The sequence below is a fragment of the Halomonas sp. C10-5 genome (genome assembly GCF_057169305.1).
On the sequence record NZ_CP175665.1, the window covers coordinates 3,278,118 to 3,298,301 of the forward strand.

Annotated in this window: 19 protein-coding genes; 9 read left to right on the forward strand and 10 right to left on the reverse strand. The window is 63.5% G+C overall.

What is annotated here, in order from left to right; all coding sequences use genetic code 11:
* The first annotated feature begins 101 nt into the window (after positions 1–101).
* From ACJ7IV_RS15390 to ACJ7IV_RS15400, 3 genes are read left to right on the forward strand one after another with little or no spacing between them, the layout of a single operon-like run.
* Positions 102–1,826, forward strand: coding sequence for a ribonucleoside triphosphate reductase (locus ACJ7IV_RS15390; protein ID WP_483865116.1), 1,725 nt, complete (start codon positions 102–104; stop codon positions 1,824–1,826).
* A 49-nt stretch (positions 1,827–1,875) separates the two neighbouring features.
* Positions 1,876–2,037, forward strand: a complete 162-nt coding sequence (gene nrdD / locus ACJ7IV_RS15395; protein ID WP_151441750.1) for an anaerobic ribonucleoside-triphosphate reductase — start codon at positions 1,876–1,878, stop codon at positions 2,035–2,037.
* A 57-nt stretch (positions 2,038–2,094) separates the two neighbouring features.
* Positions 2,095–2,817, forward strand: a complete 723-nt coding sequence (locus tag ACJ7IV_RS15400; RefSeq protein WP_483865117.1) for an anaerobic ribonucleoside-triphosphate reductase activating protein — start codon at positions 2,095–2,097, stop codon at positions 2,815–2,817.
* A 138-nt stretch (positions 2,818–2,955) separates the two neighbouring features.
* Here ACJ7IV_RS15400 and ACJ7IV_RS15405 read toward each other — a convergent pair whose 3' ends face one another.
* Both ACJ7IV_RS15405 and ACJ7IV_RS15410 read right to left on the reverse strand, forming a co-directional pair.
* Entirely contained in the window at positions 2,956–3,408 is a 453-nt protein-coding gene (locus ACJ7IV_RS15405; RefSeq protein ID WP_483865118.1) for an META domain-containing protein, read from the reverse strand.
* Between the two features lie 120 nt (positions 3,409–3,528).
* Positions 3,529–4,197, reverse strand: a complete 669-nt coding sequence (locus tag ACJ7IV_RS15410; RefSeq protein WP_483865119.1) for an SOS response-associated peptidase — start codon at positions 4,195–4,197, stop codon at positions 3,529–3,531.
* 456 nt (positions 4,198–4,653) lie between these two features.
* On the opposite strand from ACJ7IV_RS15410, the gene ACJ7IV_RS15415 reads away from it, so the two are divergent.
* Entirely contained in the window at positions 4,654–5,319 is a 666-nt protein-coding gene (locus ACJ7IV_RS15415; protein WP_213311302.1) for a hypothetical protein, read from the forward strand.
* A 7-nt stretch (positions 5,320–5,326) separates the two neighbouring features.
* Here ACJ7IV_RS15415 and ACJ7IV_RS15420 read toward each other — a convergent pair whose 3' ends face one another.
* On the reverse strand, positions 5,327–6,028 hold the full coding sequence (locus tag ACJ7IV_RS15420) for a YgjP-like metallopeptidase domain-containing protein (RefSeq protein ID WP_213311301.1): 702 nt from the start codon (positions 6,026–6,028) through the stop codon (positions 5,327–5,329).
* Complete coding sequence (locus tag ACJ7IV_RS15425; RefSeq protein ID WP_483865120.1) at positions 6,025–9,402, reverse strand: type I restriction endonuclease subunit R; 3,378 nt, start codon at positions 9,400–9,402, stop codon at positions 6,025–6,027. Before ACJ7IV_RS15425 ends, ACJ7IV_RS15420 begins: the two co-directional genes overlap by 4 nt.
* A gap of 86 nt (positions 9,403–9,488) precedes the next feature.
* Here ACJ7IV_RS15425 and ACJ7IV_RS15430 point away from each other — a divergent pair, with 86 nt between their 5' ends.
* Complete coding sequence (locus tag ACJ7IV_RS15430) at positions 9,489–9,653, forward strand: hypothetical protein (protein ID WP_483865121.1); 165 nt, start codon at positions 9,489–9,491, stop codon at positions 9,651–9,653.
* Between the two features lie 112 nt (positions 9,654–9,765).
* On the opposite strand, the gene ACJ7IV_RS15435 is transcribed toward ACJ7IV_RS15430, so the two are convergent.
* The 5 genes from ACJ7IV_RS15435 to ACJ7IV_RS15455 form a co-directional block, all read right to left on the reverse strand.
* Positions 9,766–10,383 (reverse strand): hypothetical protein, encoded by a 618-nt coding sequence (locus ACJ7IV_RS15435; RefSeq protein WP_483865122.1) that lies wholly within the window; start codon positions 10,381–10,383, stop codon positions 9,766–9,768.
* Between the two features lie 4 nt (positions 10,384–10,387).
* Positions 10,388–11,314: a hypothetical protein gene (locus ACJ7IV_RS15440; RefSeq protein WP_483865123.1), complete on the reverse strand. Its 927-nt coding sequence runs from the start codon at positions 11,312–11,314 to the stop codon at positions 10,388–10,390.
* The gene (locus ACJ7IV_RS15445) at positions 11,311–11,901 is read right to left on the reverse strand and encodes a DUF6932 family protein (protein WP_483865124.1); all 591 of its coding nucleotides are present in this window, start codon (positions 11,899–11,901) and stop codon (positions 11,311–11,313) included. The genes ACJ7IV_RS15440 and ACJ7IV_RS15445 overlap by 4 nt, the downstream gene beginning before the upstream one ends.
* 238 nt (positions 11,902–12,139) lie before the next feature.
* On the reverse strand, positions 12,140–13,429 hold the full coding sequence (locus ACJ7IV_RS15450; RefSeq protein WP_483865125.1) for a restriction endonuclease subunit S: 1,290 nt from the start codon (positions 13,427–13,429) through the stop codon (positions 12,140–12,142).
* Complete coding sequence (locus ACJ7IV_RS15455; protein ID WP_483865126.1) at positions 13,422–15,845, reverse strand: type I restriction-modification system subunit M; 2,424 nt, start codon at positions 15,843–15,845, stop codon at positions 13,422–13,424. Before ACJ7IV_RS15455 ends, ACJ7IV_RS15450 begins: the two co-directional genes overlap by 8 nt.
* A 1,080-nt stretch (positions 15,846–16,925) precedes the next feature.
* Between ACJ7IV_RS15455 and ACJ7IV_RS15460 the strand changes: the two genes are divergently transcribed.
* Positions 16,926–18,089 carry an MFS transporter gene (locus ACJ7IV_RS15460; protein WP_483866602.1) on the forward strand — a complete coding sequence of 388 codons (1,164 nt, stop codon included), beginning with the start codon at positions 16,926–16,928 and terminating at the stop codon, positions 18,087–18,089.
* Positions 18,090–18,118: 29 nt separating this feature from the next.
* Entirely contained in the window at positions 18,119–18,574 is a 456-nt protein-coding gene (locus tag ACJ7IV_RS15465) for a hypothetical protein (protein ID WP_483865127.1), read from the forward strand.
* A gap of 34 nt (positions 18,575–18,608) precedes the next feature.
* On the opposite strand, the gene ACJ7IV_RS15470 is transcribed toward ACJ7IV_RS15465, so the two are convergent.
* A complete protein-coding gene (locus tag ACJ7IV_RS15470; RefSeq protein ID WP_483865128.1) occupies positions 18,609–18,884 on the reverse strand; it encodes a metal-sensing transcriptional repressor in 276 nt (91 codons plus the stop codon).
* Positions 18,885–19,015: 131 nt separating this feature from the next.
* On the opposite strand from ACJ7IV_RS15470, the gene ACJ7IV_RS15475 reads away from it, so the two are divergent.
* Together ACJ7IV_RS15475 and ACJ7IV_RS15480 are read left to right on the forward strand one after the other, a co-directional pair.
* Positions 19,016–19,396, forward strand: a complete 381-nt coding sequence (locus ACJ7IV_RS15475; RefSeq protein ID WP_232913292.1) for a hypothetical protein — start codon at positions 19,016–19,018, stop codon at positions 19,394–19,396.
* A gap of 52 nt (positions 19,397–19,448) precedes the next feature.
* Complete coding sequence (locus ACJ7IV_RS15480) at positions 19,449–20,183, forward strand: HupE/UreJ family protein (RefSeq protein ID WP_483865129.1); 735 nt, start codon at positions 19,449–19,451, stop codon at positions 20,181–20,183.
* The last annotated feature ends 1 nt before the right edge of the window (position 20,184 follow it).

Consider the following 20,184-nt stretch of genomic DNA (forward strand, 5'->3'; position numbering starts at 1 on the left):
GTCGTGGCTGTAGGGCGCTTACCCTTCATTGGCACAACATATGGTGTATATGGATCTACATTTCACCACATATAGTGATACGCACAATGAAGGGGTACTCCATGGGAAGCCTGCAGTCCGGCACCGTCAGCGTGGCATCGACGGTCAACGAATACCTGCAGCGTGCCGACTGGCGCGTCAATGCCAACGCCAACCAGGGCTACTCCCTGGGCGGGCTGATCCTCAACGCCTCCGGCAAGTTGATCGCCAACTACTGGCTCGACGAGGTCTACCCCGCTGCGGTGGGTGAGGCCCATCGCGAGGGCGACCTGCATATCCACGACCTGGACATGCTCAGCGGCTACTGCGCCGGCTGGTCGCTGCGCACCCTGCTGGTCGAGGGCTTCAACGGGGTGCCGGGCCGGGCGGAGAGCGCCCCGCCCCGCCACCTCAGCAGCGCACTGGGGCAAATGGTCAACTTCCTCGGCACCCTGCAGAACGAGTGGGCCGGCGCCCAGGCATTCAGCTCCTTCGATACCTACCTGGCGCCCTTCGTGCGTCGCGACCGGCTCGACTATCCGGCGGTGAAGCAGGCAGTGCAGGAGTTCATCTACAACCTCAACGTGCCGTCACGCTGGGGCAGCCAGACGCCGTTCACCAACCTGACCTTCGACTGGACCTGTCCGGCGGACCTGCGCGACCAGGTCCCGGTCATCAGCGGCGAGGAGCAGCCCTTCACCTACGGCGAGCTGCAGGCCGAGATGGACCTGCTCAACCGCGCCTACCTGGAGGTGATGGAGGCGGGAGATTGCCAGGGCCGGGTGTTCACCTTCCCGATCCCCACCTACAACATCACCCATGACTTCGACTGGGAGAGCGACAACGCCGAAAGGCTCTTCGCGCTGACCGCCAAGTATGGGCTGCCGTACTTCCAGAACTTCCTCAATTCGGACCTCGAACCCCACATGGTGCGCTCCATGTGTTGCCGGCTGCAGCTCGACCTCAGCGAGCTGCTCAAGCGCGGCAACGGTCTGTTCGGCAGCGCCGAGCAGACCGGTTCGCTGGGCGTGGTGACGATCAACTGCGCGCGCCTGGGGCATCGCTTCGCCGGCGACCAGACGGGGCTCTATGCCGAACTGGACCGGCTGCTCGAACTGGGTCGTGACAGCCTGGAGATCAAGCGCGACTGCATCCAGCGGTGGATGGACGACGGCCTCTACCCCTACAGCCGGCGTTACCTGGGGACCCTGCGCAACCACTTCTCCACGCTGGGCGTGAACGGGCTCAACGAAATGGTCCGCAACTTCTTCGAGGACCGCTTCGATATCGCCGACCCCGAGGGGCAGCAGCTCGCCCTGGAACTGCTTGAGCATGTGCGCGAGAGGATGCGGGCGTTCCAGGAGGACACCGGCCACCTCTACAACCTGGAGGCGACCCCCGCCGAGGGCACCACCTACCGCTTCGCCAAGGAGGACCTCAAGCGCTTCCCCGGCATCCTTCAGGCCGGCACACCGCAGGCGCCCTACTACACCAACTCCAGCCAGCTGCCGGTGGGCCACACCGACGACCCCTTCGAGGCCCTCCTTCACCAGGACCCGCTGCAAACGCGCTATACCGGCGGCACCGTGCTGCACCTTTACATGCGCGAAAAGCTCTCCTCGGCCAGAGCCTGCAGGCAGCTGGTGCACACCGCGCTGTCCCGCTTCCGCCTGCCCTACCTGACCGTGACGCCGACCTTCTCGATCTGTCCGGTGCACGGCTACCTGGCCGGCGAACACGAGTTCTGCCCGAAGTGCGACGAGGCACTTCTGGCACAGCACGCCTCGGTGTCCGATGCCACGGCCTGAGGCACATTATCCCTCGTCACACCCGACCACCGAGCACAAGGAGCATCATATGCGCCATACCGTCGAGACCCTGCCCACCGAACAGCGCCAGCGCTGCGAGGTCTGGACCCGGGTAATGGGCTATCACCGCCCGGTCAGCCAGTTCAACCACGGCAAGCAGGCCGAGCACCGCGAGCGTCGGCACTTCCGCGAGTCGACCGCCCACGCATAACGCCATCGCCACCCCTGGCGCCCCGCCAAGCCCGGGGCGCCTGCCTGGAAAGCACCAATGTCTGATCCCGAATTACGCCTGCCGCAGCTGCCCGTGGCGGGCCTGACCCCTATGACCACCCTGGATTACCCCGACCACCTGGCCTGCGTGATCTTCCTGCAGGGCTGTCCCCTGCGCTGCGGCTACTGTCACAACCCGCAAATGCTCGAACCGAGAAAGGCCAAGCCCGATGAGTGGGCGGAGGTCGAGGCCTTCCTGGATACGCGCCAGGGCCTGCTGGAAGGGGTGGTGTTCAGCGGTGGCGAGCCCACATTGCACGCCGACTTGCCGCTGGCCGCCGCGCGGGTTCGCGCCCTAGGTTTCAAGGTCGGGCTGCACACCGCCGGTGTCTACCCTCGGCGCCTGGCGGCGATGCTGCCCCATCTCGACTGGGTGGGGCTGGACGTGAAGGGACCTGCCACGCAGTTCGACGCCATCGTCGGTCGAATCGGCATGGGCGCCGCCCACCAGGAGAGCCTGGCCCAGCTGCTGGCGAGTGGCATCACATTCGAATGTCGCACCACGGTCCACTGGCGCGACCTCGATCTGGAAGACCTGGACGGCCTGGCATTGGACCTCGCCTCACAGGGCGTGGAGCACTATGCCATCCAGGTAGCACGCACGGGGCAGTGCCTGGACGAGGCCTATGCTCGCCCAGTGATGCGGGCCCCCTCGACTGCCCATCTGCAGGCGCTCGTGGAGCGCCTGCAGCCCGCCTTCCGGCGTCTCGAACTGCGTTGATGAAGGACTTGAGCCATGGATCCTTCTCGGCCAATGGTTCGTACCATGGGCAATTACACGGGACCCTACACCTAGGGGCTAAACACCTCGACTGAAAATACCTTGGCATCTGACCCGAGTGGCGGGAGCCACTTCAGCTCATTGGAGATGCACCGCCTCGAAGCGGGCAAGTGCCTCGCCCTCTTCACCGACGAGCGTCAAGTTTTCGCCCTCAACCTGCCAGCTGGTGATGTCGCCGAGCGCATCGAGAAATTCTCCTTCGAGCTCCATCACTTCGCCAGGGCAGGCCATCATGGTGGTGGCAAGCTGACCGAAAATTAACCGATCGCCGTCGCGTTCATAGTCACCCATCATGCGGTTGCAACCAGTGGAGCCTGCGAGGCGGGCGTCCTCGGCATGCAGCACCAGATGCGCCTCTCGCACCTCATCGATGGTCACCGCCTGGCGCTCACCCATCGTCACCAACTTCCAGTAGGTATTCTCCAGCGACTCATTGGCGGTATCGCCACCCGTGGTCGCATCAAACCCGGCGCAACCGGCGAGAGCCAGGGTGCCGACCAGCAGAGCCGCAAGCGAATACTTCTGTTTCATCGTGGTCACTCCATTGCCATTCATGAGCCTTATCAGACCATCCGGCAGCATAAGGTTCCGAGGCTGATGATGAAATATCGAGCCCGCTGAAGATGCCCGCCACCTGCACACGATCACGTTTCATCGCTCCGCCTCGATCAACGCAGGATCATCCTCCACCGGCCGGTTGACCCGGGTGCTCACCGGCCAGTGGGTCAGCCGATCGTGTGGGAGGTGGTGAACCAGGTGGCGGATGGTTTCGCGATCAGTCAGCTCGGGATCGAGCCAGGGCTCCAGGCTCTGTTGATCCAGGATCAGCGGCATGCGCGGGTGGATAGCCTTGGCGACACCACGGGAGGGCTCGGTGAGGATGGCGCAACCGGGCTTGCCATCCGGTCGCTCCGTCCAGATGCCGGCGAACCACAGCGGCTCACCGTCGCCGCGGGAAAGGTAGTGGGGCTGCTTGCGACCGTCCACGGCCAGCCACTCGTACCAACCGTCTGCCGGCACCAGGCAGCGGTGATGGGCGAAGGCACCGCGGAAGTAAGGTGAGGTGGCGACCTTCTCGACGGTGGCATTGATGGGCTGCGGAGCTTTGTCATCCGCCCAGTGAGGCCGGTAACCCCACCAGAGCGCATCAAGGCTCAGCTGACCACCGTCCTCATGCCGACGCACCGCCGAAATCCAAGTGCCCGGCGCGACGTTATAGCGGGGCGTAAACGCACACTCGAAAATAGGTAACTTAAGGGAGGTTGCCAGGCTGGGGAAATCGGTGTAAAGGGCGAAGCGACCGCACATTTTACAACCCATTCATGAGGAATCTGCCAATGATCCGCGTCTTGGAGCATTGTCATCCATAGCACCCTTTAGCGGGAGTGTCTGTAACTACAAGCAGTAGCACATCTCTCGGCTTGGGTAGAGATATGCTCCATTCTGGCGGGTACCTTCCACACAGAGAAGACTTCCGGTCAACGCCTGACAACGATAACTACCCGTGTCGATCAACGCTGCCTTCCCTGGCAGTGACACTCCCTGGAAGCCCAGGGTGCCGCGAGCTATAGGACGACCGGGTCGAAGACTTCCGGCGACACCCTGCCATCAGGCTGGCCCACCGGCGAAAGGGCTGCTGTAGGAGATTGCTGACATTACTTGTAAGCGTGGTGCTCGATATGGCCACTATCGGCGGAATCGCACAGGTTGTCGCTGGTCGGCGACGTAGGCTCGGCCTATTCTGCGGCTCAGGGAACTTAACAGGGAGGTGGATCCATGGAGCAGAATGCAGATGCAGTCGGCGCGGTGTTGGGCGGAGTTAGCTTGTGGTTCATCGTTGTAATCGGACTCTTTCTGGTGCCCTGGATCGCGGTGATCGCCGCCGCTCACGATCGAGGCAATTCCATGCTGGGGGCTGCCTTTATCGGGCTCTTCGGCACGCCGCTGATCGGACTGCTTTATGTGATCGCTCAGCCAATCAACCAGCAGGTGCTGGACGAGCGCGCCATCCGGAGCGGCAAGCTGCGCCGCTGCACCAAGTGCATGGCCCCCAAGCATCCGTCGGCTTCCTGGTGCCCGCACTGCGGTGCCGGCGATCGCCCCTACGAACCTGTAATGCGGGCGCCTTCGGTCGAGACAGAAAGCAGTTCCCCGTCCCCCCAGTACCAGGCGGCCCCGGCCGGTGCGGCGGTGACTGCAGCGTCCACTGCCGCATCAGCGCCGGCTTCGCCCGCCAGTGAAGCGGATCGATGGAGCGAGACGCTCAAGGCCAAGGCAAGAGACGAGGATGCCGAGCGGACCGTGGATTTTCCTCACAACGAGATGCCCGCCGGCATGACGGTTACCGAGGAGTATTTCGAGCGGGCCGAGACGGATACCGACGCCGCCGAGGAGTTCCGCCGCAAGATGGAGCAGCGTCGAGACCCACCAGCCGGCCGGTGATCCTGCGTCACACCCCCTCCACCTCGATCCCATGCCGGGCGAGCCAGCCCTTGCGCTGCTCGTAGTCCGGCATGGCGCGCTCCAGGCGGCGCCAGAAGGCGGGGGTGTGGTGGGGCTCGTGCAGGTGGACGAGCTCGTGGACGACCACGTACTCGGCGATATGCCGGGGCAGCAGGATGGTCTTCCAGTGGAAGTAGACCCGGTTGCCCTTGCCGCAGGAGCCCCAGCGATAACCGAGGTCCTGGACCGTCACCCCGGCGGGTTCGACGCCCATCCGTCGGGCGTGCTCCTTCACCCTGGCGGTAAGCCAGTCGCTGGCGCGGGCACTGTACCAGCGGACGAAGTGCTCCCGGGCGTCGGCCAGGGCGTCCTCGCGTAGCTGGAAGCGCCCGGCGACGAGCTTGAGCGGCGCGCCCTGGGCCTCAGTGGCCACCAGTTTGAGCCGGTAGCTGCGGCCCAGGTAGAGAAAGCCCTCGCCGTTGACGTACTCCTTGTGCGGGAGCCGGCGGCGACGCTCAGCCTTCTCGGCCAGCTTCCGGTAGATCCATAGCCGCTTCTCGAGCACGAAGTCGCGCAGCAGCCACTCCTCGGTGCCGGTCGGCGCGGCGATGACCAGCTCACCGTCGCGGTCCACGGTGATCTCGAGTGTCTTGCGGCGCGAGCTCTCGCGCACCTCGAAGGTAAGATCGTCCACGGCGAGCTGCATCATGCGTTCACTAGCTTGTGGTGGTTGCTGCGCGCCAGATCGAAGAGCCGTTCTGACACGGCCACAGCTTGATCCATAGGCACCAGGCCGCCCATCATCAGCTGCTCGAACAGATCCTGCTTGAGGCGCTCCTGGTCGGGGATATGGGAGGGCTTCCAGAAGTCGGGGATGGCGATCTCCTGCTGGATCGTGGCCACCAGCTCCTCGGTGGCGTCGAGCAAGGTCTGGGCGGTGGCGGCGTCCATCTTCTCCACCTCCAGGCCGGCGCTGGCCACCAACTCGCGCCAGAAGGGTTGTGCGTGGGCAGGCATATCTGGAATGCCTTCGCCCGGATCGATCGCCCCATCACGCAATTGTTCAATCAGCGTCTTGAGCGCCTCCACCTGCTCGGCCCACTGGCCATCGAGCTGGTCGAGCAGCTCCTCCAGGCGCTCGCTCAGCCGGCCGTACTTCACCGGGTCCTCGTCCAGGTGCTTGCGCACGTGGGAACGCACCGCGTGCTCCATCTCCGACGCCTTGGCGCGGTCGCCCACCTGTCGGCCCAGGTGCTCGTCGAACTCGGCATCGGTGAGCTGCACCGGCGGGATGCGCGGGTCGATGCCGAGCGAGATCACGTAGTCATCGACCAACTTGCGCACCTTGTTGCCGATATCGCGGCCGAGCTCCGGGGTGTCCTTGTAGCGGTTGCGGGCCAGGGCATGGATATAGGCTAGCCGCTTGGCATCGTTGACGAACTCCAGCCCCTCGGGACGCGGCAGCACGTCGTCCAGGCCGCGGTTGAACTCCTTGAGCTTGACCACGAACTCGGCCCGAACACGCTCGTCTGCGAGCGCCTGCACCGCCTCCTCGGCATCATCCAGGTCGTCCACCCCTTGCCCGCGCAGCACGTCGATCACCCGCAGATGGCGGTCACGCAGCAGCGGGATCTCGTCCTTGAGGCTCTGCAGGGCGCCCTCGATGTCCTCCTCGCTGTAGGCGGCCAGCGCCTCCTTGAGGTGGTTGGCCACGCCGAAGTAGTCCACCACGATGCCGTGGGTCTTGCCGTGGCCGGTACGGTTGACCCGCGCGATGGCCTGCAGCAGCTCCGCCTCGCGCAGCGAGCGGTCCAGGTACATCACCCCCTCGATGGGGGCATCGAAGCCGGTGAGCAGCATGCTCTTGACGATCAGGAAGGCCAGCGGGTCGTGCTTGGCCGGGTCCTTGGGGGGTACCCCATCCAGCGGCGGCAGCGGCTTCTTGAAGCGCTTGATGTGGTTCTCGACGGCGGCACGCTCGCTCCACCTGGCCCAGGTGGGGTCGTCGTTGTTGCCGCTGCTGAATACCACCGCGAACTCCAGCTGGCGCAGCACGTCGCGGTAGCGCCAGGCCTGGATCGCTGCCTTGACCCGGGGCGGGCGCAGGAGCAACTCGCCATCCTCCAGCGCCTTTTCCTCGGGGGAGAGCGCCAGCGCCTCCTCCAGCAGCTCGGCCTTGGCCTGCTCGAGGGCCTCGAAGTAGCGCAGGGCCGCCCGGCGGCTGTAGGCCACCAGCTGCGCCTTGTAGCCGTTGGGGAGGATATGGGTGACGTAGTGGCGCAGGATGTCCTGGGCCTTCTCCTGGATCAGTTGTGGTGCCTCGAAGATCTGCCCCTTGGTGGCGTACTTCTTCTTGATCGCCTCCAGTTCCTCCTTGCTGTGGTCGCGGAACAGGTCCTCGAACAGGCCATCGAGGCTGGCACCGTCCTTGATCGCGCCCTTGGCGGTGCGCCCCTCGTAGAGGATCGGCACCGTGGCACCGTCCTGCTCCGCCTCCTTGATGGTGTAGCGGTCGATGTATTCGCCGAAGATATCGTGGGTGCGCTTCTTGTCGCCCATGATGATAGGCGTGCCGGTGAAGCCGATGCGGGCGGCGTTGGGCAGCGCGCGCATCATGTTGGCGTGCAGGTCGCCGGCCTGGGTGCGGTGGGCCTCGTCCACCAGGATCAGGATGTCCTCACTGGTATTGAGTACCTCGAAGGGCTCGCTCAGCGTCGGTTTCTTTGGTGTGCCAATGCCACTTGAGTCGCGTGGCTCGGCGGCATCGCGCCGGCCGCTGTCGAGCCCGCCACCGCCGCCAGCCTCATCCGGCTCCTGCCCTGCCTCGCTTTCCCCCTCAGCGTCCGGGTCGCGGTACTTCTGGATGGTGCCGAACACCAGGCCGGGACCGTCGCGGCCCAACAGCTTCTTGAGCTGGGTGGTGTTGCCGGCCTTCTCGACGCTCTCGCCGGTGAGCTCGGCGGTGGCGGAGAGCTGGGCCTGCAGGTCCTTGCGGTCGGTGATGACCACGACCTTGAAGCGGCGCAGCGCCGGGTCGGTACGCAGCTTGCGCACCAGGAAGACCATGGAGAGGCTCTTGCCGCTGCCCTGGGTGTGCCAGACGATGCCGCCGCGGCGGTCGCTCTCGCCGTCCTGGCGGCGCGTCTTGCCGTTCTTGAGTCGCTCCACGGCCCGGGTGACGCCGCGGAACTGCTGATAGCGGCACACCAGCTTGATGGTCTGGCCGCCAACGTTCATGAACAGGGTGTAGTGGCGCACGATGTCGAGCAGGTTGGCCCGGGTGAGCATGCCGGCGACCAGGCGCTGCTGTGCGGAGAGGTCCGACACGCCGAGGTCGATGGCCACCTCCGCCTCGCGCAGCGGTGCCACCGTCTTCCAGCTCAGGTAGTGGGCGAAGCGGGCGCCGATGGTGCCGACGCGGGCCTCGTCGAAGTTGCTGGCCACCAGGAACTGGCTGGTGGCGAACAGCGCCGGCGCCCCCTCGTGCTCGCCGACCTCGTTCTCCAAGAAGCGCTGGTCGTGGTAACGGCGCAGCTGATCCACCGCCTGGCTGAGGCCCTCCGGCACGGTGCGGCTCTTGCACTCCACCACCACCAGCGGGATGCCGTTGACGAACAGCACCAGGTCCGGGATCACGTGGCCCTTGGCACCATCGTGGCCGGGCGGGCACTTCACCTTGAACTGGTTGACCACCGTGAAGACGTTGTTGGCGGGCTCGTCCCAGTCGATATAGCGCAGGGTCTGGCCGCGGCCGCCGTCCCAGCCCTCGAGGCCCTCCACCGGCAGGCCGTTCAGCAGCAGCTCGGTGGCCTGCTGATTGGCCTCCAGCACCTTGCTAGCCGGCAGCCGGGTGATGGCTGCCACCGCCTGATCCAGACGCGCCTCATCCAGCCAGGGCTGCCCATTACGCAGGTTGATCTCGCGCAGCCGCTCACGCAGCAGGGGCTCCATCACCACCTGGGCGAAGCTCTCGCGGTGAGTCACGGCGGGGTACTCCACCGAGCCGGCCAGGAACTCCCAGCCCTGCCCCACCAGCTGGTCGATGAAGGGCTTCTCGACGTCCGTGTACTCGGGTCCTGCCATGCCGTGGCTCCAAGGTGCTGTAGGGTGTTTGATACAGGGGACGCGGTATGCGCGTAAAATGAGCATATCAGCAAGGAGAGACCGGCATGACCACATCCCGCTCCCCCAAGAAGCGCCGTACGGTGAGCCGTGACGCCCTCCTGAAGAGCGTCGCCTCCTCCACCGCCGTGGAGACCGGCGAGGCCAGCCGCGGCATCGAAGCCCGGCTTCGCGCCGGCAAGTCCCGCTTCAAGTCCCTCGCGCTGGCCTGACCCGCTCCACCATCGGCGCATAGTCGCCGGCCAGCCTCGCCTGATGGGCTGTGGCACCGGCCATCACAGGAGGCCAGGGCCTCTCTCGGGAATGACGTCCGAAGTGGTGCGCTTACCTTTCGGCGATCTGTGGGTAAGGCTGCATCGCTTCACCGGTAAGGCGTTCCAGCGCCAGCGCGATCAGGCGGTCCGAGAAGAGCCGCAGCTTGCGCTGGCCATCGAGATCATCCGGCCAATGCTGCAGACCTTCCTTGATGGCTTCGACGGTCGGCTCGACGTGCTCCTGGCTGATCAGCCAGTCCAGGGTAGTTAGCACTTCCATCCCTAGCGGTGACTGGAAACCGTCTATCAGCCGGTCGATAGCTTCGATGGGAGCTCGATAAGGCTCAGCATCGGACGCTGCCAATCTGGCGGCGAGATCCGCCAGGCGCTCTTGGTCCAGCCAAACGATAACGGTGTCAGAGCCTCTCTCGCCTTCGCCGCAAAGCAGGTTGCCGTCCACATCGATCATGTTCTCTCTCAATGCGTCGGCATAAGGCCCGTAGCGCTGGGCCTGGAAGGTGGCATCAAAGGGGGCTGGTAGCTGATGGCGCCGACATTGGCGGGCCAGCAGCCAGGCAAGGCCCTGAACCTCCAGCAGCGAGCACTCGATACCCAGCACCCAGTAGCGGCGAATCAGTTCCGCCAGCAAGGCGTGCGGTAGAGTCGCGATAGTCGAGCGTTCGCTCACGCGTTCACTCCGACAGCTGACTTGTTGGCCATGCAGGCAGCTCCAGCAACTTGTAGCGCGGTCGGCCGCGCCCGGCCTGAGTCACCAGCATCTTCGCATTGACCACCTGACCGCGATGGTCATTGATGGAATCGGGAGCTTCAACGCCTGGGCCTATCTTGGCCGTCAGCCACTCCTTACTTTCTTCAATCTTGAATTCACAGCTTCCTCTGTGCGGAAGGGCGCCGCCAAATACTACGGAGAGCACCTGTTCGCTCTCGGATAGATACTCCGTGCTCAGTCGTTCGAGGCTGCGCTTGACCTGGCTAGAATCTCTGAAGCGGAATGATTTGTCGGCGTGTTTGAGTGAACAGACAGCCTCATAGTCATTCAGGACACTGACAAAGCTCCGGATTTTGTCCAGAGCCCGCTGGTCCATATCGGCGGCAGCTTCTGCCAGCTGCTCATCATCTACGCCGATACTTCCATCAAGCAAGGAGCGCGTTGCCTCCAGAGCCTTGGCGACAGTGCTGTCCTCATCAAATGCTAGCTGTGCTGTAGCGTCCTGAAGCTGAAAGCCAAATGAGCCACGAGCGGTACCGGTGATCATCATCTGATACTGGTCACGATTAGGCACCGGTCCCGTGGCTGCCAGCGTGGCGTGCAGCGAGGCGCCGACAGCGGTAATTGCCTCCGAAAACGAAGACAGTGCCTTGGAAGCGAAAGCAGCCAGAATTCCCTCTGACCCTGTGACAGGGCGGCCGTTGAATGTCAGCACCGCCTTGGCAGGCTCGTACTCGAGGGAAGGGGCATCTGCCAGTTTTTCTTCGAGTTCTTCAAGTCGAATTTCCAGGCTGGCCCTTGAGAGCACACGTTCTTCAGGTATCCTTGCCAGCATCCCCTTGAGCGTGTTGCATTCGGCTTGAAGGTCAATATATTCCTGACGATTCATGAGCCGTCCTCCTGAGCAGCTAGGGCATCAAGACATTGCCTCGCTTCATGAACTGGCGAAAGTGAGACCTGAAGAAACCCCTTCCATGCTCTATCTCGACGGTGAGACCAGACGCCATACCAGTAGGTGCTAAGCTGCACCAGCTCGCCCGCAGATATGGAACTTAGGGGGACCATGAAAGCATCCACCATGAATGACTTTTTGACGAGAGTTCGGCTGCTTCTTGATAAGCCAATCGCATCAGAAAAACGATCTCGAATTGTTCGCTCGTCCATTCCTTCGGGAAACTCGATAAAGCTAACCACATCAATGTCATTCGGAGGCCGTTTTTCAAGTGCCTCAACGTGCTCCATATAGCTTCCATCCAGCCACTGGAACCCCTGGGTCAACCCGGCATCATGCAGGCCCTGTCGGTAGCGCAGAAAGCCATCGAGTATCCTGATGCGCTCCTGTGAAGTGCCGAAGCGCTGGACGAGATCGACCAGCGACACCTCGTAAGGGGAGCGAGCCGGCGATGTCGGGCTGTTCGCATCCACCGGCGGCAGCACGCCTTCTTCGGTCCAGTCAGGAATCGGTACGCTAATCATGGGGCTTCCCTGCGTTCACTCATTTGACTTATCGCTCTTAGCTTAGTTGCCCGGTCGATAGCCCGCCATGTGTCGCCTGAGCACCGGGATCTTTTTGGCGGTGATGTCCTTGAGCCCGACCTTCTGTAAAGAGGGGGCAGCGAGCGCCTGGGCGTTGAAATAGCGCTGTCGAAGATGGTCATGGCGGTTCCCTGTGCGATGTGATCCTGATGCTGTGGTGTTGTTGTAAGAGCCCGGTCTATGCCGGGGTGGTGGCTTGGTCGAGGAGCGGGGTGACGCGGACGCGGCCGGTCAGGAGATCGTCCATCAGTCCCGACTTCTGGATGATCATCTTATCCAAGTGGGCCTTCTCAGCCTCAATTCTTGAGGCCATTGCCTGCAGCTCTTTGACGATGAGCATTTGCTCGTCACTTGAGGGGAGAGGAACCTGAAAAGCTTTCAATTGAGTTGAGTTTATTGAAGCCAAGTTGGTGCTTTGCTTCGAAGAGCGGATGAAGTAGCGCTTGCCAGCAGCTGATGATGAGAAAGCGGCAAGGAAATGTGGGCTCAGCAAGCCAGGGGTCGTGCGAACACGGAAAACATGGTTTTGGTGAAGGCAAATATCTATCTGACCCTGCCACAAAGCCCCCCTGCCGAGCTTGTCAAAGTCTCCTCCTTCATTCATGAGCACATCACCGGGAAAGAGCCGGTACTTCTCAATATCGGCAGGGCTTACTCTGATTCGCTTTATATCCGCGAGGTCGAGGTAGCCATCCTGAACATTTGCCACCCGCAGGTAAGGCACCCTAGGCCAGGCACTACTTCCTGACTTACCTCCGAGCGTAACGCCGCTAACAATTTCTGACAGATCACCCAGTGGGCCTACACTCCACTCCCTCGGAATCAGCCCCAGCGGCGACTCCTTGTAGAGCTCCGGCGCCTGCTCGGGGCTTGGGCGGAGCCGGCCATTTTCGTCGATGCCGCGGGTCAGCAGGTCATGGAGCAGACCCTCCTTGACCTTCTCCAGCTTGGCGATCAGCGCCTCGGTCTTCTGGATCTGGGTGTCGAGGGTGTCGAGAATATGGGCGATTACGCCCTGCTCATTCTCAGGAGCGACATGGGCTTTTATTGCCAGGAAGTCGGATGACCGTATCCCTTTAACTGTCGAGCCAACTGACAGGCTTTCAGCCTTTCCCTGAAGGCTTGCAACCAAACGAAGAAGATATCGTGGGTTGACCCCTTTTTTGGGGTAGAGAGCCCGGACATCCTGATTAATTGCCGTAGGCAGTTCGCTAACAGCACACCTCCCAACAGCCATTCTGGTGCAGACCATAGGGGTGCCGGGGGGAATGAGGCTGCTAGTACTTGATCTCAACCCCAAACTCGTAATGGTTTCTTCGGTAGCCTGCAGCTCTAGCTGATCATCCTTGAAGTCCTTGACGGACGCCCAAGGAATATCCCCGTTCCAGAAAGCAGGATCATTGCGTGGAGGAGTGCCTCCCCCTTGCTGTTTTTCAACGAGCGAGCCGAGTGCTGAAAGTTCAAACATACCCCAGCCCCTCCAGGTACTGCTGCAGCTCCCTGGCGGCGGCGTCCCGCTCGGCCTCGATATCGGCCAGCGTTACCCGGTACTTGTCCCACCAGGTCTCGAAGGCGGCGATCACCTGCTGGCGCTGCTGGCGCATATAGCGCTCGAGGATACCCTTGAGCTCGTTGTGCAGGATGGTGCCGACCAGCTCGGCGGCGGCGGGCTCGTCGAGGGCGTCCACGGCGGCGTTGAGGTGGGTCTCGAAGCTGGCCACCTTGGCCTTGTGGGCCTTGCGCAACTGGGTGCGCTGGTTCTTCCAGGCCTTGATCTCGGCCGGCGTGGGGGCGTCGTCGTCCTCGCCGCTGTCGGATTCGGCCTCGTCACCGTCGTCACCCTCGGGCTTGGCCTCGGCGGCTTTGATCCGGGCGTCCAGCTCCGCCTTGTGGGCGGCGAGCTCTTCCAGGTCGGCGACGTAGTCCTCCAGCAAGAAGTGGACCAGGCGGTGGTCGAGGGGGTTGGTCTTGCTCTGCTCGTCCTCCAGCAGGCTGTTGATGCTGGTGCGCCAGGCGTCTACCACGCCCAGGCAGCCGCGCGCCTGCAGGGTGCGGAACTCGTTCTTGTTGTCGAACCAGAAGCCCGCGATGATGCCGCGCACCGCGAAGCGGTCGAGCATGGCGGTGGGCTCCAGCGCCGCGGTGAAGCTGCCCAGGAGCTCGTCGCGCAGCCGGGTGAGGCGACCGCCATTGCCGCTCAGGCCGGTGATGCTGGCGCCGTGCTCGGCCCACCAGGCCTCGAAGGCAGCCATCACGCTGGCTTCCTTCTGCTGCAGGCCGGCGTCGGCCTCGATGGCGGGCTTGAGGTCGCGCTTCTCGCTCAGGGGCTCGGCGAAGTCCACGTAATCAGGGTCGTTCGCCCGGGGCGTGAAGAGCACCATGGGGTCGAGGCCCTGGGCGTCGAACAGCGGGCGCCTGGCGTCGATCTCGGCCACCGGCACACCGCCCTTGAGGTGGGCGCGCACATCCTGGGGCTCCGGCGGCGGGGTGTTATCGGCGTAGCGGCGGATGTTGAGGTTGTAGTCGTTGTCGCGCAGCTCTTTGATGGGCACCACCCGGGCGAAGCCGGGCACTTCCTCGAAGGCCTCATAGGTGCTGGCGATCTTCTCGATGTGCTCCGGCAGCAGGTGGTTCTGGGCGCGGCCCTCGTAGAACTCGCGGTCGGCGTTGATGAACAGCACCTTGCCCTGACGCGCCTCGGGCTTGGCGCCCTTGGCACGCAGGATCAGGATGCTGGCCGGGATGCCGGTGCCGTAGAAGAGGTTGGGGGCCAGGCCGATCACCGCTTCCACCAGGTCGTCCTCGAGCATGCCGGCGCGGATGCGCTTCTCGTCGCCGCCGCGGAACAGCACGCCGTGGGGCATGACGGTGGCCAGGCGGCCATCCGACTTGAGGCAGGCGACCATATGCTGCAGGAACATCAGGTCGGCCTTCTTGGCGCCCTCGGGCACGCTGCCGTAATGGAAACGCTCGGGGAAGTTCTGGCTCGGCGTGTAGCCGATGGAGAACGGCGGGTTGGTGAGGATGCGGTCGAAGCGCGTAAGCTCGCCGCCCTCGACGTGCTGCGGGTCGGTGAGGGTGTCGTCGTTGCGCAGGTCGGCGCTGCTCACCCCGTGCAGCAGCATGTTCATCTTGGCGATGGCCCACACCGAGCCGGAGGCCTCCTGGCCGAACAAGTTGAGCCGGCGCGGATCGCCGCCCTGCTCCTCCAGGTACTCCTTGGCGTGGATCAACATACCGCCGGAACCCATGCAGGGATCGTAAACGCTGTGTCCTTCCTGGGGGTCCATCAGCCGCACCATCATGCGGACCACCGGGCGCGGGGTGTAGAACTCGCCACCCTTCTTGCCCGCGGAGTCGGCAAAGTCGCGGATCAGATACTCGTAGGCGGCGCCGAGCAGATCGGGGAACTCGAAGTCCTCGTTACGCAGGCGGTACTCGCTGAAGTGGGTAATCAGGTCCCGGAGCTTCTTGTCCGGCAGGGTGGTGGAGCCCACCTTGCGGGTGAAGTCGATATGCTCGAGCACCCCGGCGAGGCTGGGGTTGTGCTCCTCCAGGCCGGCCAGCGCCTTGTTCAGCGCATTGCCGACGCCCTGGTGGGCCTCCCTCAGCAGGTAGCCCCAGCGCGCCTGCTCGGGCACGTAGAAGGTGGCCTTGTACCAGCTCGGCATCTCGATCACCTGAGCGATGTCGATCTCGCTCTTGCCGGCCTGGGCGAGCTGCGCCCTCACCTCCTCCTGGCGCTGCTCGAAGACGTCCGAGCAGCGCTTCAGGAAGAGCATGCCGAAGATGTACTCCTTGAACTCTGAGGCGTCCATCCGCCCACGCAGGATGTCGGCCGCCTTGAACAGGTGCCGTTCCAGCTGGTTGAGGGTGAGGATCATGTACAGCGGTTCCCTTTGCGATGAGCCGGCCGCAGCAGGCGACCTTGGTGACAGACGCCTATCTCACCAAACTTGGGTCGGGAAGGCCACGATAGGGTGGCTATGCGACAATGTTTCGGTAGCCATCACTGGGTGAGTGGCGCCCTTTCACTTATTAATGTCGGCAGGTGGACGCGGGCACCAGTGGAGGGTTTCTCCACCAAACAGCCTTCTCGACAGGGTGACGTACAGCAGCGAGACCGCAGCCGCACGACCAATCATTAAAGCTATCAAAAACCAGAGTCTTGATTATTTTTATCTATTGATCGGCATTTTCAGATCTCCCGATTCTGCTGAACCACCGATGCCTACTAAGCAAAAAATAGCGGGGGTACCTGTGGGGGTACCAATAAAACAAAAAAATAGAAATAACTGAAAAATCAAATTCTTGTCGATGCTTTTAGCGGGACGCCGCCTCAACGGCGAAGTATTGCCGGGACCATGTGTCGCCGTATCGATGCCCTGAAGACCACCAGGGTGGCAGATCTGGCCTGGTCCCTCATTTCGGGGAACTATGTAAAGACCACCAAGGTATGTTGAAGCCTGCCTGGGTCAGCCACGGATGAGCCGTGCGCCAGGTGGAACCTGATAACGAAGCTCATCACAATCGCCCGGCGGTGGCTGCTGGCCCTCCGGCCGGTCTGGGTACCAGATCCGGCATTCCCCGGGAGGTGGTAGGTGGCCGCTTGATACTCCTTGGCTGCGTTCGTACCACGGATACTCGTTTTCATATCCGTAGCCATCGGCGTAGACCGCACAACCTGAGAGCGCGGTGACCGCCAGCAGTGAGGTGGCGGCTCGATACAGTGTCTTCATACACCACTCCTTGTGTCGTGCCCGGTATGGCTTTTTTGCCCTCTCTGCATGATGCGCGATCTCGTCATGAGTTGCCCAACATCAATTGTCCTCCTGAACCGCAGGCGCTAGTCTTCCTATATCCCCCTGGGGGGGATGTGAATTGACAGGCCTGATGGCCTCGGGTCACCCCGCGTCAACAAGAGGAGCGGTAGGGAGCTGTTTCGCGACCGTCGCTATCGCCACCTGTTCTCCGCACAGGTGATAGCCCTGATCGGCACCGGGCTGACCACGGTCGGCCTGGCGCTGCTGGCGAGCGAACTGGCCGGGGAGCGTGCCGGTGAGGTGCTGGGTACGGCGCTGGCCATCAAGATGATCGCCTATGTGGGCATCGCCCCCGTGGTGGGCGCCTATGCCACCCGGCTGCCACGGCGCGCCTTGCTGGTCACCCTCGACCTGCTGCGCGCCGCGGTGGTGGTGAGCCTGCCGTTCGTGACAGAGGTGTGGCAGATCTACCTGCTGATCTTCCTGCTCAACGCATGCTCGGCGGGTTTCACGCCGGTGTTCCAGGCCACGATTCCCGACATCTTCGAGGACGAGCGCCGCTATACCCGGGCGCTCTCCCTGTCGCGCCTGGCCTATGACCTGGAGAACCTGCTGAGCCCGCTGCTCGCCGCCCTGCTGCTGGTGGTGATGTCCTTCAACCTGCTGTTCGTGCTGAATGCGGCGGCTTTCCTGCTCTCGGCGTTGTTGGTGGTCAGCGTATCGCTGCCCTCGCCGCATCCGCAGACGGCCGGCGGCGGTGTCTGGGCCAGGCTGACTCGGGGCATCAATCACTATTTGGGCACCGCGCGGCTGCGCGGCCTGCTGGCTCTCAACATGGCGGTGGCCGCGGCCGGCGCCATGCAGATCGTCAATACGGTGGTCTATGTGCGCCACGCGCTGGGCCTGGGGGAGACACAGGTGGCCATCGCCTTTGCGGCAGCGGGCGGTGGCTCGATGGTCGTTGCCCTTACCCTGCCAAAGATACTGGAGCGCCTGGACCAGCGGCCCGTGATGCTGGCGGGCGGCCTGCTGATGAGTGCCAGCCTGCTGGCGGGCCTCATGGGACCCGGCTTCGTGACGTTGTTGCTGCTGTGGTTCGTGCTGGGCGCCGAGGCCTCGATGGTGATGACCCCCACCGGCCGGTTACTCAAGCAGTCCTGCGCGGCCGAGGAGCGCCCAGCGCTGTTCGCCGCCCAGTTCTCGCTCTCCCACGCCTGCTGGCTGGTGGCCTATCCGCTGGCCGGCTGGCTGGGGAGTACCCTGGGCATGATGCCCGCCTTCGCGGTCCTGGCCATCCTGGCCCTGGCCGCCACCCTGCTGGCCGCGAGGCTATGGCCGGCGGAAACGACAGCAGCATGTGCCTGAGCATGCCGTCATACCGAGGAGATAGGCCGATGACACCCTTTGTCAGGAAAACATCGCTGATCGTTGGCACCCTGGCCTTGCTGGCGGGCGGAGCCCAGGCCCAGGAGGGCACCGCCGAAGGCCTGGTGGCCGGCATGGAGCGGGCCGACATGACCTATCGCGAGCTGATGGAGGTCATGGGCGGCGCCTCCGGCCTGATGCACGAAGGCATCCTGCGGCAGAACCCGCAGATGGTGAAGAGCGGGGCCAATATCATTCTCACCCACCCGGCACCGAGCCACGATCCTTGGGCGATCATGGCCGAGGAGGACCAGGTCGGCTTCAAGTCCAGCCTGGTCTCGTTCGACAAGCTGCTGGATCAGTATTCCGAGAGCACCGCCGAGGCGGCGGCGGAGCGGGACTGGCCCGCCGCCAGTCAGTCACTGCAGGAGCTGGATACCGCCTGCGTCAGCTGTCACGCCATGTGGAAGGACAAGGTGAAGTAGGCGGCTCCGATCTCACCACTGCGATACCACGCCGCTACAGGTAGCGGACGATGGCCTTGAAGTCCTCGATCTGGGCCTGCTGGCCCTCCGTCCTGGCACCAATGGCCGCGTCCAGGCAGTGGTCGATGTGATCCTGCACCAGGGTCCGCTTGGCCTGCTGGATGGCCTTCTCTACGGCATGCAGCTGCTGGGCGATGTCGAGGCAGGGGCGACCTTCCTCGATCATCTGGGTGACGCTCTGCAGATGGCCCCGGGCGCGGTTGAGCCGCTTGATGATGTCGGGGTGGCTCTCGTGAATATGTGGTGGCATGTTTAGGCTCCCTGTCGTTGTTCCTATCCCCCTAGGGAGGATGTTAGGCTCTTGCCGGCAGCGTGCCAATGCCGCCCGTCGCGGCCCGGCACCTGCGCCCCGGTTTCCCTTGTCATCCTGGTTGGCTATTCATGCTCCATCGGCTGCGCCATCGTCTCGGCTACCTGCTCCTGCTGCTGCTCATCGTTCCGGGCCTGGTGCTGACCAGTGCCGGCGAGTCGCGTGCCCATGGGCCGTTGAGCACGGCAGCGAGCGAGGCGGCGTACCAGGCGGTGGAAGGGGAACACCATGGGCACTCCCATGCCAATGTCCATGGCCACGACCACGGGGACGGTCGCCACCTGCATCACGAGAGTGGCAGCCACTTCCACGAGACGGCGGACCGTCTCGCGGCAGGCGTGAGTCTGGCACCGCGCTTCCGTGACGCTTTGCGGATCGGCGCCCGGCACGGCGTTCCGCTGCGCCGCGTCTATCGCCTGGAGCGCCCTCCACGGTCGGTCATCGCTGGATGACCGGGGCCGTCCACCGCACGGCCGATACCCAAGACAGACCCGTGGAGGTTTCATGTTCCCATCCCGAATGGGGGAGGCGTTCGGCGTGCCTGACAAGGCCCGACGCCATACCCTGACCCTGCTTACGCTGCTGGTGATGCTCCTGGGAGCCAGCGGTGATGCCCTTGCCCATGCCGTCGCCGAAGGCGACAAGGGCTACATCCAGGAGATCTATGGCGTTCACCTGATCTCGTTCGTCTACCTCGGCGCCAAGCACATGGTGACCGGGTACGACCACATCCTGTTTCTGCTGGGGGTGATCTTCTTCCTCTACCGGATGCAGCACATCGCCATCTACGTCAGCCTCTTCGCCATCGGTCACTCCACGACCATGCTGCTGGGGGTGTACTTCAACATCGGCATCAATAGCTATCTCATCGATGCCATCATCGGGATCTCCGTCGTCTATAAGGCGCTGGACAACATCGGCGCCTACCAGCGCTGGTTCGGCGTTCAGCCCAACACCAAGGCGGCGACGCTGGTCTTCGGCTTCTTCCACGGCTTCGGCCTGTCGACCAAGATCATCGAGTACGAGATCTCGCCTGACGGCCTGCTGGCCAACCTGCTGGCGTTCAACGTCGGGGTAGAGGTCGGCCAGCTGCTGGCCCTGAGTGCCATCCTCATCGTCATGGGCTTCTGGCGTCGCACCGCCGGATTCCTGCGCCACGCCTACACCGCCAACGTCGCCATGATGTGCGCCGGCTTCGTGCTGATCGGCTATCAGCTCACCGGCTATTTCGTCGCCTGAT

Excerpts from the sequence above, each read along its gene's own strand:
- ACJ7IV_RS15415 (WP_213311302.1), top strand. The coding sequence starts at position 4,654 with ATGGAGCAGAATGCAGATGCAGTCGGCGCGGTGTTGGGCGGAGTTAGC.
- ACJ7IV_RS15425 (WP_483865120.1), bottom strand. The coding sequence starts at position 9,402 with ATGGCAGGACCCGAGTACACGGACGTCGAGAAGCCCTTCATCGACCAG.
- ACJ7IV_RS15420 (WP_213311301.1), bottom strand. The coding sequence starts at position 6,028 with ATGATGCAGCTCGCCGTGGACGATCTTACCTTCGAGGTGCGCGAGAGC.
- ACJ7IV_RS15465 (WP_483865127.1), top strand. The coding sequence starts at position 18,119 with ATGACACCCTTTGTCAGGAAAACATCGCTGATCGTTGGCACCCTGGCC.
- ACJ7IV_RS15455 (WP_483865126.1), bottom strand. The coding sequence starts at position 15,845 with ATGATCCTCACCCTCAACCAGCTGGAACGGCACCTGTTCAAGGCGGCC.
- ACJ7IV_RS15400 (WP_483865117.1), top strand. The coding sequence starts at position 2,095 with ATGTCTGATCCCGAATTACGCCTGCCGCAGCTGCCCGTGGCGGGCCTG.
- ACJ7IV_RS15410 (WP_483865119.1), bottom strand. The coding sequence starts at position 4,197 with ATGGGTTGTAAAATGTGCGGTCGCTTCGCCCTTTACACCGATTTCCCC.
- ACJ7IV_RS15470 (WP_483865128.1), bottom strand. The coding sequence starts at position 18,884 with ATGCCACCACATATTCACGAGAGCCACCCCGACATCATCAAGCGGCTC.
- ACJ7IV_RS15405 (WP_483865118.1), bottom strand. The coding sequence starts at position 3,408 with ATGAAACAGAAGTATTCGCTTGCGGCTCTGCTGGTCGGCACCCTGGCT.
- ACJ7IV_RS15430 (WP_483865121.1), top strand. The coding sequence starts at position 9,489 with ATGACCACATCCCGCTCCCCCAAGAAGCGCCGTACGGTGAGCCGTGAC.
- ACJ7IV_RS15450 (WP_483865125.1), bottom strand. The coding sequence starts at position 13,429 with ATGTTTGAACTTTCAGCACTCGGCTCGCTCGTTGAAAAACAGCAAGGG.
- ACJ7IV_RS15475 (WP_232913292.1), top strand. The coding sequence starts at position 19,016 with ATGCTCCATCGGCTGCGCCATCGTCTCGGCTACCTGCTCCTGCTGCTG.
- nrdD (WP_151441750.1), top strand. The coding sequence starts at position 1,876 with ATGCGCCATACCGTCGAGACCCTGCCCACCGAACAGCGCCAGCGCTGC.
- ACJ7IV_RS15390 (WP_483865116.1), top strand. The coding sequence starts at position 102 with ATGGGAAGCCTGCAGTCCGGCACCGTCAGCGTGGCATCGACGGTCAAC.
- ACJ7IV_RS15480 (WP_483865129.1), top strand. The coding sequence starts at position 19,449 with ATGTTCCCATCCCGAATGGGGGAGGCGTTCGGCGTGCCTGACAAGGCC.
- ACJ7IV_RS15445 (WP_483865124.1), bottom strand. The coding sequence starts at position 11,901 with ATGATTAGCGTACCGATTCCTGACTGGACCGAAGAAGGCGTGCTGCCG.
- ACJ7IV_RS15440 (WP_483865123.1), bottom strand. The coding sequence starts at position 11,314 with ATGAATCGTCAGGAATATATTGACCTTCAAGCCGAATGCAACACGCTC.